The organism is Acinetobacter sp. YH01006 (assembly GCF_013420445.1).
Lineage (GTDB): Bacteria > Pseudomonadota > Gammaproteobacteria > Pseudomonadales > Moraxellaceae > Acinetobacter > Acinetobacter pseudolwoffii.
Genome location: NZ_VOYB01000018.1, coordinates 21,343 through 33,903 on the forward strand (window position 1 = coordinate 21,343; position 12,561 = coordinate 33,903).

11 protein-coding genes are annotated in these 12,561 nt (G+C 41.5%); 9 read left to right on the forward strand and 2 right to left on the reverse strand.

What is annotated here, in order from left to right; all coding sequences use genetic code 11:
• The first annotated feature begins 8 nt into the window (after nucleotides 1–8).
• From FTT73_RS12975 to FTT73_RS12995, 5 genes are all read left to right on the forward strand, one after another.
• Nucleotides 9–992, forward strand: coding sequence for an acyl-CoA dehydrogenase (locus tag FTT73_RS12975; protein WP_180077120.1), 984 nt, complete (start codon nucleotides 9–11; stop codon nucleotides 990–992).
• The gene (locus FTT73_RS12980) at nucleotides 980–1,765 is read left to right on the forward strand and encodes a PIG-L deacetylase family protein (protein ID WP_180077122.1); all 786 of its coding nucleotides are present in this window, start codon (nucleotides 980–982) and stop codon (nucleotides 1,763–1,765) included. Before FTT73_RS12975 ends, FTT73_RS12980 begins: the two co-directional genes overlap by 13 nt.
• Nucleotides 1,755–2,369, forward strand: coding sequence for a class I SAM-dependent methyltransferase (locus FTT73_RS12985; protein ID WP_180191540.1), 615 nt, complete (start codon nucleotides 1,755–1,757; stop codon nucleotides 2,367–2,369). The genes FTT73_RS12980 and FTT73_RS12985 overlap by 11 nt, the downstream gene beginning before the upstream one ends.
• The gene (locus FTT73_RS12990) at nucleotides 2,366–3,079 is read left to right on the forward strand and encodes a glycosyltransferase family 2 protein (RefSeq protein WP_005172136.1); all 714 of its coding nucleotides are present in this window, start codon (nucleotides 2,366–2,368) and stop codon (nucleotides 3,077–3,079) included. Before FTT73_RS12985 ends, FTT73_RS12990 begins: the two co-directional genes overlap by 4 nt.
• 205 nt (nucleotides 3,080–3,284) lie before the next feature.
• Nucleotides 3,285–4,532 carry an MFS transporter gene (locus FTT73_RS12995; protein WP_100534449.1) on the forward strand — a complete coding sequence of 416 codons (1,248 nt, stop codon included), beginning with the start codon at nucleotides 3,285–3,287 and terminating at the stop codon, nucleotides 4,530–4,532.
• A 26-nt stretch (nucleotides 4,533–4,558) separates the two neighbouring features.
• Here the strand turns inward: FTT73_RS12995 and FTT73_RS13000 are convergent, their stop codons facing one another.
• On the reverse strand, nucleotides 4,559–5,992 hold the full coding sequence (locus FTT73_RS13000; RefSeq protein WP_005096146.1) for a trehalose-6-phosphate synthase: 1,434 nt from the start codon (nucleotides 5,990–5,992) through the stop codon (nucleotides 4,559–4,561).
• Nucleotides 5,949–6,830 (reverse strand): trehalose-phosphatase, encoded by an 882-nt coding sequence (gene otsB, locus FTT73_RS13005; protein ID WP_100357582.1) that lies wholly within the window; start codon nucleotides 6,828–6,830, stop codon nucleotides 5,949–5,951. The genes FTT73_RS13000 and otsB overlap by 44 nt, the downstream gene beginning before the upstream one ends.
• A 1,152-nt stretch (nucleotides 6,831–7,982) precedes the next feature.
• Between otsB and FTT73_RS16195 the strand changes: the two genes are divergently transcribed.
• From FTT73_RS16195 to FTT73_RS13025, 4 genes are all read left to right on the forward strand, one after another.
• Complete coding sequence (locus tag FTT73_RS16195) at nucleotides 7,983–8,219, forward strand: hypothetical protein (RefSeq protein ID WP_171255728.1); 237 nt, start codon at nucleotides 7,983–7,985, stop codon at nucleotides 8,217–8,219.
• A gap of 373 nt (nucleotides 8,220–8,592) precedes the next feature.
• Nucleotides 8,593–9,786, forward strand: coding sequence for a peptide antibiotic transporter SbmA (gene sbmA, locus FTT73_RS13015; RefSeq protein WP_180077126.1), 1,194 nt, complete (start codon nucleotides 8,593–8,595; stop codon nucleotides 9,784–9,786).
• Nucleotides 9,787–10,468: 682 nt separating this feature from the next.
• Nucleotides 10,469–11,425, forward strand: coding sequence for a hypothetical protein (locus tag FTT73_RS13020; protein ID WP_180077128.1), 957 nt, complete (start codon nucleotides 10,469–10,471; stop codon nucleotides 11,423–11,425).
• 463 nt (nucleotides 11,426–11,888) lie between these two features.
• Nucleotides 11,889–12,377, forward strand: a complete 489-nt coding sequence (locus FTT73_RS13025; RefSeq protein WP_005172120.1) for a hypothetical protein — start codon at nucleotides 11,889–11,891, stop codon at nucleotides 12,375–12,377.
• Nucleotides 12,378–12,561: the final 184 nt, after the last annotated feature.

Below are 12,561 nucleotides of genomic sequence, written 5' to 3' on the forward strand. Positions count from 1 at the left end.
GAGCCTGCATGAGCCTCGGTTCAATATTACAAAGATTTGAAAATTCTCCGCTGGAGCTAGAAGAAAAAATTCCTAAGACCCTAATGGAACTGGTATCGATTTCCGATCAGATTCCTTATCCCGCTTCTGGAAACACCTTAAAACGCTGGCGGATGCTTAGTCAGGTTTCCGCAAGCAATCTGAGTCTGGGCAAACTGTTTGAATCACATCTAGATGCCTTGGCCATTTTGCATGAACTGAATATTCCGCTAGAGCAAAAAGGTCTATGGGCAGTCTGGGCGGCAGAAGGCGGGCCAAGCCCTTTAATATTAGACGCTGGAAAACTTACAGGAATAAAGCCTTGGTGTTCTGCCTCGGTCTGGGTGCAATATGGTCTGCTGACTTATCGTGATGAGCAGCAACGATCACAGTTGCTGATTCTTGATCTGCAACAAGCAGGCATTCAGCATCATATGGACACTTGGCAGGCGGTAGGCATGCAGCATACCTTGACTGCCCGGCTTGAACTGAATCAGGTCGATGCTAAAAAAGTTGCAGTGCCGAATGCCTATCTGGATCGGGCGGGCTTCTGGCATGGCGCCGCCGGCGTGGCTGCATGCTGGTATGGTGCAACCGTGCGTTTGGCTGAATATTTAAAACAGGCTGTCTTGTTAAAACCGCATGCCTATAAGGCCATGTATCTTGGTGAAAGCAGTCGGGAGCTTTTAGCGACACAGGCTTTGTTTTATCAAGTCGCAGATTTAATTGATCAGCAGCCTAAATTTCCCCATCAATTACAGATTCAGGCCTTGCGTGCTCAGGTTGAAGCAACCGCTTTAAACGTGCTGACTCAGGTGGGTAAGGCCCTTGGTGCTGCGCCGTATTGTGAGCAGCCACATTTTGCCCGACTTGCAGCCGATCTGCCGGTATTTATTCGTCAGAGCCATGCCGCCTTTGATCTGGAACGGATTGGTGAATTGAGTGTGCAGGAGGAAGAGTTATGGACATTATAAGACACGAGATTGTCGAAGACCGTGTCATCCATGGCGAAGGTACACGGCTTGAAGAATGGCGCTCTTGCCAGATTTTGCAACAGATGCCGGAATTCGATATTCCCAGCATTATTCCATCAGATGCCCGAGTCTGCATTATTGCCCCGCATCCGGATGATGAAATTTTGGGTTGTGGTGGTCTGATTCAGCGTCTGGACACATTGGGATATCAGATTGTACTTTTTGCCGTTACCAATGGTACCGCCAGCCATCCAGACTCGATTTTGTATAACCCGGAAGAGTTGAACCAGATTCGTCCTGCTGAAACGCGAGCAGCTTTGGAAGAGTTAGCATTGAAGCAGAATATTCTGCGGATTGCGCTGGATATTCAGGATGGCCAGGTCGCAGAACAGCGAGAACTGCTGAAACAGCATTTGCAATCTTATTTGCAGCCCAATGATGTGCTCATTACCACCTTTGTGCATGATGGACATCCAGATCATGAAATTACAGGGCAGGTCACCCAACAGCTGGCAACCGAACGGCACTTATCCTGTATTCAGGTCCTGATTTGGGCCTGGCATTGGGCCACACCTGGAGATACCAGAATTCCCTGGATCGTCGCTCATCAACTCAAATTGACTGATCGAGAATTGCACTATAAGTCTCGAGCTGCGCGGTGTTTTAAGAGTCAGATCGAGCTTGACCCTAGCATAGAACAGGCACCCATTCTGCCAGAGCAGGCATTACAGCGTATTTTACAACCCTGGGAGGTGTATCTGTATGAACAGTAAAGCAGCCTATGATCAGGAATATTTTGATGCCTTATATGCACTGAATCAGGGAGATCCCTGGCACTATGAACAACGCTGGTATGAACAGCGCAAACGGCAGATTTGTCTGGCGGTCTTGCCGCGTTTGCAGTTTGACTCCGCGATTGAAATTGGTTGTAGTAATGGCATCTTCAGTCAGGAACTGGCGCAGCGAACAGCAACTTTAATGTGTCTGGATGCCAACGAAACTGCTATTCAATTGGCTCGGCAGCGTTTACATGCTTATCCGCATGTACAGGTACTACAGCAGATTGTGCCAGATCACTTGCCGCAACAGAAATTTCAGCTCATTGTGATCAGTGAGATTCTATATTATCTGAACCCGATTGCACTGCAACAGGTGCTGGCATGGTTGCATACTGCACTGGAACCGGGTGGATGTATCTTGAGTTGTCATTGGCGCGCGCCGATTGCAGGATTTAGCTTAAATGGTGAAGAGGTACATCGACAATTAAAAGCCCAGTTAAAATATAAGCATAATCTCAGCGTACAGGATTCAGACTTTCTGGTCGATCTGTGGCTGAATTCTGCGCAATCCGTAGCTGAGCAGGAGGGCTTGAAATGAAGAAAATTGCGGTGGTGATTCCGGCCTGTAATGAAGAAGCCTATATCGAACGTTGCCTGAAGGCATTAAAATCTGCACGACTTTACTTCTTTCAGCATGTGGGAAAATTAGCAGTTCTGCCCGAGATCAAGATTCTGGTGGTTTTAGACAGTTGCACCGATTCTACTGCAAGCAAAGTTCAGCAGTCGGGAATTCAGACGATCAGTTGTCATTTTAAAAATGTAGGAAAGGCACGTCATTTGGGCGTTCAGCACATGATCGAGCAGGGTTGTGACTGGATTTGTTGTACCGATGCCGATTCTTTTGTACAGCGTGACTGGTTTCAGGTCATGTTGCAGCACCAACCGGCGGATGTGATTTGTGGGGTGGTCGATCTGGATGAATGGGGGCATTTAAGCACATTAGCCCGTCAGACTTATCTGAGTCATTATCAGGACAAGATGGATCACCGTCATATTCATGGGGCAAATCTATGTTTTAAAGCCGCGTCTTATCTACAGGTAAACGGCTTTCAGCAACTGGACTGTCATGAAGATGTCGATTTCATCCATCGCCTAGAACATGTCGGGGCAAAGATTATCTGGTCGAATCAGCTCAGAGTGACCACCAGCAGTCGGCTTAGCTCAAAAATTGCAGCCGGTTTTGCACATTTTCTGCAAAATCTGGAGCTTAAACAAGCCGCTGAAAAACCGATCAGCCTATGCAAATAAAATTACAAAATTATAAATTTTATACAATCAGCCACTTGTAAAAAATCTTGAAATTAGCGCCTAAAAGCTATTCCATTTAAAATTATTCTGTTTATAATTCACGCAAATTAAGCCCCACCTACTTATACATTTCAGCTATAAGTCAGTGGGGTTTTTCTATGGATGATCGGTAATGGATGCCTGAGCCTTCTTTTTAGGTAATACAATGTTTAATCAAACTCTGCTTTCTCGAATTCAGTCTCCATCACCCCATCTATGGCAGAAAATAGCGACTGCATTGTGCTTCTTTAGCTTGGGTTTTAGTACCGCAGCTTGGGCACCTTTAATTCCCTATGCACAGCAGCGCCTGTTACTCAATCATGCAGACTTTGGTCTGTTATTACTCTGTGCCGGAATTGGATCCATGCTGGCGATGCCACTGGCAGGCCGACTCGCCAATACATTAGGTTGCCGTGCTGTTCTGGCTGTGGTGTTAACAGCATTTTTGTTTATCTTGCCTGCTTTGGCGTATAGCCCGAATCATTTGATGATGGCGATCAGCCTGTTTTTCTTTGGGGCCAGTGCTGGTGCTTTGGGGGTGACAGTCAATATTCAGGCCGCACAGGTTGAGAAAAAACTTGCTAAAAGTTTAATGTCGGGTTTCCATGGCGTATGTAGCCTCGGTGGTCTGGCCGGTGTGCTGGGAATGACCACGTTAATGGGATTCGGTCTAGCGCCTTTAACTGGCGCAGTTATTGTCAGTGCGATTTTGCTATTGATTGCAATATTGGCTATTCCTTTTAGCTTGGGGATTGAGCCAAAAACAGTGCTAGAGGAAACCTCCTCATCAGAACAGTCAGCGACAAAAGCAGCACCCACCTGGGCGATTCTAGGCATCGGTTTGATCTGTTTTGTGGCGTTCCTGTCCGAAGGCGCAGCGATGGACTGGAGCGGGATTTATCTTGCCAGCCAGTTCAATTTGCCAGCGGCTCAAACTGGTTTGGCTTATAGCTTCTTTGCGGCCTTGATGGTATTGGGTCGTTTCAGCGGACATCTCATTATTCAACAGTTTGGTGAAAAAAATACCATTCTACTGAGTGCAATTTTGGCTGCAACCGGTTTATTGACTGTGGTCTTTGCACCAGTCTGGCAAGTAGTGTTGCTGGGCTATGCCATTCTCGGTCTGGGCAGTGCTAATATTGTACCGTTAATGTTTTCACGTGCAGGCCGTCAAAAAACCTTGGCTTCACATGTGGCATTATCCTATGTATCGGTATTTGCATACACAGGTTCACTGATCGGACCGGCATTGGTCGGTTTCGGCAGTGAAATTATTGGCTTGAGTCTGGTGTTTAGTGTGATTGCGATAGGTCTATTCAGTATTGTGATTTTGAATCATCTGACTGCAGATCCAAAAGATGCACAAGCGGCCGAAGAGCTTATTTCTCCGCTACAAAACGAAACACCAGCATAATGCTGGTGTTTTTTTCAGGTGTGTATTTAAGCATGCACACTGAACTGGGTGGAAATTCCGCTAGCCACCGGACGATAGATTCGTACACTCTGTGATTTTTTCAAGTCAGTGATAAATTGATCTCGCCAGCGAATAATATCGAAGTTTTTCAAGCCTTGGCTTAAATAACGATAACGTTCTAAACGCTCCGATTTAGACATGCGCAGCGCTTTTTTCAAGGCTTTGGACATACTGTCATGCTCATAAGGATCGACCAGTAAGGCTTCTTTCATTTGTTCAGCAGCACCGGCATATTTAGACAGAATCAAAACACCCGGATCGAGTGGATTCTGCGCCGCAATATATTCTTTCGCCACCAGATTCATACCATCCCGGATCGAATTTACCCAGCAAATATCTGCCTTACGATACAGTTGCATTAAGGCTTCATGACCTAAGGTTTCATAACTGCAATCGAAAGGTTGCCAGTCTGCTGTGCCATGCTGGGTATTGAGTTCCTGCACGGCAGACTGGAATTGCTCATACAGGTTTTTATAGGTTTTGACATCCAGTCGGCATGGGCAGGCAATTTGCAGTTGCTGAAACTGATGTTTAAATTCGGGCTGATCTTCCAGCAAGCTTTGCAAGGATCCGATTTTCTCCAGTAAACCCTTACTATAATCAATCCGGTCGACCGAAATAATACGTTTATAAGGACGGACTGTCTCGAGATCAAAAGGCAATTTGCTAAGCTGGCTATCAGCCGCCTGATTTTGCAGTTGAACTGGATGCACGCCAATTGGATAGCATTTCACATAAATCCGTCTTGACTGATAATTCAGGATTTCATCATGACGATGCTTGATTTTTAAGGTCTGTTCCAGAAACTGGATACAGTTTTTCTGATCGCGTGGGGTTTGAAATCCGAGTACATCAAAATGAGCCAGATGATGCGCCAGATCCTGATAGGCTGGTAAAGTCTGCCAGAGTTTCAGTTCAGGAAAAGGAATATGCAGGAAGAAACCAATACGGTTACGCATACCCAGTTTCCGACAGTAATGCGCCACACTTAAAAAATGGTAATCATGAATCCAGATGATGTCATGGGGAGAGGCGACCTGTTTCAGATGCTTGGCAAAGCGTAAATTGACATCTTTATAGGTTTTGAAATCCTGTGGCTGATAATCCACAAGTTGATGCTGATCATGCATCAGCGGCCATAAGGCATTATTGGCAAAACCACAATAAAACCCCTGATATTGGGGCTCAGTCAAAGGACTCGTATGATATTCAACATTCTGATGTTTGAGGATTTGAAACTTCTGCTCTTTGCCATGATCGACTCTGGAACCATTCCAGCCGACCCAAATGCCGCCAATATCCTGCAAAGCATCCTGCAATGCCACCGCTAATCCACCTGCCTGTGTATTGTCTGGGTTAGGTAGATTCACACGATTTGATAACACAATGAGTTTTGACATGTGATTTCTCCAATAATTGTTGTTGTTGTGCTTTAAATAATGCTAAAAGCTCCGTTAAAAAAGCTTGTACTTGTGTTACGTTTTCGAGCCGATGTTGTGCTACGGTGTTGCCCGTGCCGACTTTAATGGAGCAGCCTTTTAAGCTATTAATCACCTGAAAGCCAGCTTCATCGGTCAGGTCATCACCGATAAAAATAGGGTAATGATCACTTAAATGAGCTTGCTGGTGAATGTGTTGAATGGCTGAACCTTTGTTTGCACCTTTGGGTACCAGCTCAAATACAAACTTCCCGGCCTTCAGTTCAAATGCTTGAAAGTGGGTCAGACAATCCAATGCAAATGTATGCACCAGATCTTCTAAATGTGGATGTTCACGAAAATGCAGTGCGACCGAATAGTCTTTCTTTTCTATTCGAATCTGAGCAAGCTGAGCGCTATGTTCAGTAATATAATTTTTTAATAATTCAAATTGCTCAGAATTTAAATCAATTAAATGACTTAAACGCGATTGATAGTTTAATTCCAGACCATGTGAGCCGGCAATATTCCAGTCAAAGGGATAAATAAGTTTTTGAGCTTGTGCAATAGAACGACCAGTGATTAATACCAACTCAATATATTGTTGTAGCTCTTTCAAGGTATTTAAGGTTTCATCTTTAATTATATTTTTTGTTGGATCAGGATGGAATTCGGAAATAGTTCCATCAATATCAAGAAATAAAATAAGCTTATGAGAATAAATAACTGGATTGAGTTGAGTTAAAATCACTTGAGCTAATAGAGGAGAAGGCACTATAAGTGAATCTTCTGCATCTTGACCAGAGTGTTGAGCGGACATAAACTCTACCTAAGTATTTGAAATAAAATTAATTTAAATTTTAAAACTGCCTGATTAATTTTTAATCTAACAAATATATAGCATATTTCATTTAATAGACTGGATTTAAGTGCAGAAAAGAAACATTTTTAACAAGTACAGTTACTTTGTAAAATTTGGAAATATTTTTCATGTAAAAGATATTATTCTTAATAAATTTTAAAGATAATGCTCTGACTGTTTTTTATTAATTTATTTTTATTTAGGATTATTTTTTATTTAAGCCATAATATTCAATGTGATTGCTTGAGTTGTTTAAAATTTTAATCGCTATAATTTAGTATTTTATTTTTAAAATTTGATTTATTTTAAATGTAGATAATATAAGTTGATTTTATTTAAAATGAATTTTTTGGATGAAAATAATTAACCCTATTCTTGGAGTGAAAAAATAGAAGACAAGCTGTTGAAAATTATTATTTTTTAAATATATAAAAGGTCATGAAGATATGGGGGCTATTAGAGTGTTACAGGATAAGAACTTATTGCTCTATAATTTTCTTTAGATCGGATATAAAAATTTGACGATGTTTAAGGATTTTTTAAATTAGTTTTACAGATTTAAATTTTTCTCATTATTAGATTTTTAATTTTATCATTTGGTATAAAAAGTCACTCATATAGACTGAGGTTTTTTTAATTTACTGGTCATAAATAGCTAGAATATTCAGGTTTCAAAATCAAGACGTTGAGCTTAGATGAAGTTAAGCTAAAGAAAAGGTGTGTAAGGAAAGAAGATCCTTTAAGTACTGGAACTTACATAAAAAGGGAAAAACGGGTGAAAATTATTTAGTCCAGGCCAAAAAATAGGTGGATTTTCAACTATAAAGTTGTTTTTTGTACGAATCATATCCCGCTTAGACTGCTAAGGACTTCTCAGAAAAGAAGAGAAATGAATTTTAAGAAGGGAATAAAATAACGATAACTTACATTCAAAAGGAAGCTTAGTTGAGGGCCGTATCATATCAATTCAGCAGCTGGCACAGATACAACCCGTCTGTTCAAAATGGAGAAAGTGCTTAGAGCTCTCTCCACAGCTCATTTTCATCTTTTAAAGGAATTGTGAAGTTAAAGTCATCATCATTACTGACCAAAAGACTGGTGGGAGTCTGCATGACCACTTTCAAAACAGTGCCTGCCTCAAAAATAATCGGGGTGCAATTTTCCTTTTCTAAGGTCAATGGTTTAAGTAATTCAATTACCGAACTTTCCATAGTTTTATTCCAAAATAAGATTACTTTTCGAGAGTTAAATCATAGCATGATTTTTGAAAATTTAACTATTTCTGCGAAAAATGAGAACTGGGTCAATGATTTGTTCACTTCAGTAGTAGCAAAACCTTTTATCTAAACATCTATAAAACCATTATTGAGTATTTGATTTTATTCTATTTATAGAACCTTAAGAAGCTATATTCGTTTGTAATAAAACAGATAGGCCGTACTGATGTACAGGATTTAAAAATACATAAGGCAAAAACTTGATGATTCATGTGCCTGATTGCCTCTGGAGCTTTAGATAGGCTGATCAAGAATAAAAAGACTCATTAAGAGAAAAATACGTTTTGAAAATCTATAAAAATAAATTTTATAAGGGACTATGCATCGCTATGTTATTTTTAAACTAAATTGAAAATTAATGCTTTATAACAGTAAAAGTCTAAAATAAGAATAAACTAGGCGTCATTTGGATGACCAAGAGATAGAAGGAGAACTAGGTCAGCATGTTCAAGTCATTTTTCCCGCAACCCGTCTGGTTTTTTAGCAGCCTGATTTTGTGGTTTATCCTTAATCTTGTGCTTTGGCATACTGGCGGATCAGGATGGGGAGTCTATTTGGGTTTCCCTGAAGGCTATTCTGAGGAAAGTCTCGCTATCGGTATCAGTCGTTTCTGGTCAGCCAAGTTTCTCTGGTTCTACCTTTGGTTTTTTCTTGCCACTGCCATATTTGCTCTATTCTGGACGTGGAAAGCACAACATCCATGGCAGCGTTGGTCAGTCTGGGGCTCGGCTTTTATCCTGTTTAATATCTGGTTTGGGGTACAGGTCAATGTCGTTTTAAATGAATGGTATAGCCCATTTTATGACCAGATCCAGAAAATGCTAGGCAGCGGTGGCGGAGATGTTTCACTTCTCTATCAAGAAGCTTTAACCTTTATTTATATCGCCATGATTTACGTCACTTTGGCCGTATTGAATATGTTTTTCGTCAGCCATTATGTGTTCCGCTGGCGTACCGCGATGAATAACTATTACACGGCACATTGGGAACAATTGCGTCATATTGAAGGCGCATCCCAGCGTATTCAGGAAGATACCATGCGCTTTGCCAAAACCACGGAACAGCTGAGTGTTTCCCTGATTGAAGCATTGATGTTATTGATGGCGTTTCTGCCTATCCTGTACCAGCTTTCAAGTCATGTAAAGGTTCTGCCAATTGTGGGAGAAATACCGCATGCTTTAATGTGGGCTTCTATTGGATGGGCCGTATTGGGTACCGTCATTTTGATGGTGGTCGGGATGAAACTGCCAGGACTGGAGTTTAATAACCAGAAAGTCGAGGCTGCTTACCGTAAAGAACTGGTGTACGGAGAGGATCATGCTGATCGGGCTCATCCGCTGACACTGCAAGAACTGTTTAGCCGGGTACGCTGGAATTATTTCCGTCTGTATTTTCACTATGCCTATTTCAACCTAGTCCGGATCTGGTACTTACAGTTAGACAATATCTATGGATTATTTATCCTGTTTCCGAGTATTGCAGTAGGAACGATCACCCTGGGTTTGATGATGCAAATCCTGAATGTATTTGGAAAAGTACGTGAGTCCTTCCAATATCTGATTTTATCGTGGCCGACCATTATTGAGCTGATGTCGATCTATAAACGTTTAAAAGCATTTGAATCCCATCTGGATTAATTTTTTCTAAGTTACCCATTAGATTGTAAAAGCCAAATGATTTTATCTTTGGCTTTTTATATCTAAATCGACGTTAATATCTAATCGAAAAGCTTGATCTGACCGTTGGTTAGATCAGATCAAATAGGAGCAAAATATCCCAATATAGGGGTATTCAGGTCTGGTTTTCCTGATTAGAATCTTAATGACCAGCGAAGATGGAGTTTAATTTCCAGCGGTTTAACGTATAAAAATAAGAAGTGTACGTTGAGGAAATTATTCTGATGCTGATCTTGTTCAGACAATGCTATAGAGGGTAAAAAGTAATTTTTTACACATGATAATAAAGATCTGTACCGTTATCCTGAATAAGCTGCCGAAGAAAGATTGCTATCTTTCTTCGGCTTTTTATGTGGTGTTCTATTTATTTCTGATTCAATCCCGCTGTTATTTATCCTTTAACTACGCGCCAGAAGGATGCTTATCTCAATTTTTATAGGCTGAGGCTTGGCATAATGTATAGGGTTGTGAATGATGTGCCTCCTTTTTATCTTTTAAATTTGATACTTATCAATATCTTGTGTTTGTTGTTTGCTGATATTTAGGCTATGTTATACGGGAATCTGGGGTTGAGATATTTGCTGTGAAGCTAAACGTAATAATTCTAATAATAGGGGCAATAGGCTTGGCGGGATGTAATAGCGTGAGTCGGCTGAAATCAGGGGTTTTACATCCTTTTGCCAGTCCGGAAGAGCTAATCGCCAAGCGGGCTTTGAATCAACGTGATGGCAGTGCAAAAGATTATATTTATCTTTGGGGGCAAGCACAGAAAAATAACAGCACTCAGGCCATGTATCCGCGTTCGATCCTGACGCAATATTGTCATGAACAAGGCGGTAAATTTTCCCTATTGTATAGAAGTAATTTTAATGCCGTGGCAGATCCTGCCCAACGTAAACGCCTGAGTACAAACCGAGGTGTGATACAGGGCAGCGGCGCCTATCAGTGTCGTATGGATGGCCTGGCTGAAAGCTGGATCGTCTCGATCGAGCCGGTTTCTGAACGACAGGTCGATAAAACCAGCCAGAACCGTAGCGTTCGATTGCTGACCAAGTTGATGGGTGCGACTGAGGCAAGAAACTTTTACCTTGCTGCAAATAAGAACACTGTTGCTACCCAGAAAAAGACCGCTGCATCGATAAAAACGCCTGTAACGAAGAGCACGAATGAACTTAAAGAATCAGCGCGTAAAGAGCAGGAAAGGAAAGAATTAGAGAGAAAGGAATTAGAAAGAAAAGAGCTAGATAAAAAACAGATCGCGACGACGGTAGTCCCCGTGAGAGCTTCAGTGGTAGAAACACCCCAACAGCAGCAGATGAAGCTCTATGTGGCAGCACGCCGTGATATTAATAGTGGCAAGAACCTGAATAATGCCTGCAATAATGCGCAGCGTGCCTACAATTATGGCAAATTGCAGGGGACTGAGGGAACTCGGGTTTATACCGAATCTGGTATGCTGGTTGCTCGCTGTTTGAACGGGATTCCGGCCTATGCCAACCGTTTCCCGAATGCTAAAGCTCAGGCCAAGCGTGTGCTACAGAATCTGTCTAACAACTATAATCATAGTGGTGCGAAGAATATGTTGAGACAGATCAAATAAGCACTGAATTAAACGCATTTAATCCAGAATCCGTATGATGATTTTGATTCACCAGAAGATGGGATAAAAAATCAGTTCAATCAGGTCGGATATAGAGGATGAGATCCGACTGCGTTTGCTGGGCAAGTCGCGCGATTCGAACATCCATCTTCGAAAAACAGGATGGATCAATAACAATACGGTCAAGCTAAAGAACACAACCAGTCTCCAAGGAAGGATGCTGTTGAAGGTGTTTGCAGTCATCATGATTATTTTTTTGTTTGAATTTGAATAATAACGCTAAGTTTACTCGATCAATATCACCATCTAATGAATAGCATGATGGGATGAAATTTTTCATCTGAATTAATTTTAAATCCAGTTCATGTTTTACAGAGTTCTATCAGTATATTTCCTTTTTACATGATACAAAGAAGCTATTTTCAGCGCCAAAATGCTGATGTCATATTAAAAGGAAGTGGTGATGGGTTTAAAAAGTTCTTCTCGTATTCGTTCATTTTTTCTAGGTGCAGCATTGTTGGGAGCAGCACAGGTTACGATGGCGGGCCCAACGGTCGATCAGCTGAGTGACTGTTTGATGAAGTCCACTACAGCCACTGATAAAACTACGGTGTTGCAATGGACATTTGTGGCATTGGGCAATCATCCCGATTTAAAGGCTTTTAGTAATGTGACTGCGACTCAAAAGGAAGCATTAGACAAGAATCTGGCGACGGTGTTGCAGCGCATTTTAGTGGAGCAATGTTCAGCACAGACCAAAGCCGTGATTCAGGCTGAAGGTTTGCAGGCTGTTGGCGATAGTTTTCAGGCTTTAGGTAAAACCACAGGAGAGGAAATTTTAAAGAATCCTGAAATTAATAATCAGCTCAAAGGTGTGTTGCGTTATATCGATTTAAATCGTGTGGCACAGACTTTTTTGACACCGGATTTGTTGAATAAGTTGGGATTGTAAATTGGTTTTTTTAATCACCTCTCCCTTGAGCACTCAGAATATATTCTGAGGATGCTCATCACTTGCACTTCATTTTAAAAGCCATTTTTACCTCTCCCTAGCCCTCTCCTTTCAGGAGAGGGAACTTCCAATATTAAATTGTTGCTGTTATATGATCAGTAATGATTGCTCCCTATCCCTATGG

Excerpts from the sequence above, each read along its gene's own strand:
- FTT73_RS12975 (WP_180077120.1), top strand. The coding sequence starts at position 9 with ATGAGCCTCGGTTCAATATTACAAAGATTTGAAAATTCTCCGCTGGAG.
- FTT73_RS12980 (WP_180077122.1), top strand. The coding sequence starts at position 980 with ATGGACATTATAAGACACGAGATTGTCGAAGACCGTGTCATCCATGGC.
- FTT73_RS12985 (WP_180191540.1), top strand. The coding sequence starts at position 1,755 with ATGAACAGTAAAGCAGCCTATGATCAGGAATATTTTGATGCCTTATAT.
- FTT73_RS12990 (WP_005172136.1), top strand. The coding sequence starts at position 2,366 with ATGAAGAAAATTGCGGTGGTGATTCCGGCCTGTAATGAAGAAGCCTAT.
- FTT73_RS12995 (WP_100534449.1), top strand. The coding sequence starts at position 3,285 with ATGTTTAATCAAACTCTGCTTTCTCGAATTCAGTCTCCATCACCCCAT.
- FTT73_RS13000 (WP_005096146.1), bottom strand. The coding sequence starts at position 5,992 with ATGTCAAAACTCATTGTGTTATCAAATCGTGTGAATCTACCTAACCCA.
- otsB (WP_100357582.1), bottom strand. The coding sequence starts at position 6,830 with ATGTCCGCTCAACACTCTGGTCAAGATGCAGAAGATTCACTTATAGTG.
- FTT73_RS16195 (WP_171255728.1), top strand. The coding sequence starts at position 7,983 with ATGACCACTTTCAAAACAGTGCCTGCCTCAAAAATAATCGGGGTGCAA.
- sbmA (WP_180077126.1), top strand. The coding sequence starts at position 8,593 with ATGTTCAAGTCATTTTTCCCGCAACCCGTCTGGTTTTTTAGCAGCCTG.
- FTT73_RS13025 (WP_005172120.1), top strand. The coding sequence starts at position 11,889 with ATGGGTTTAAAAAGTTCTTCTCGTATTCGTTCATTTTTTCTAGGTGCA.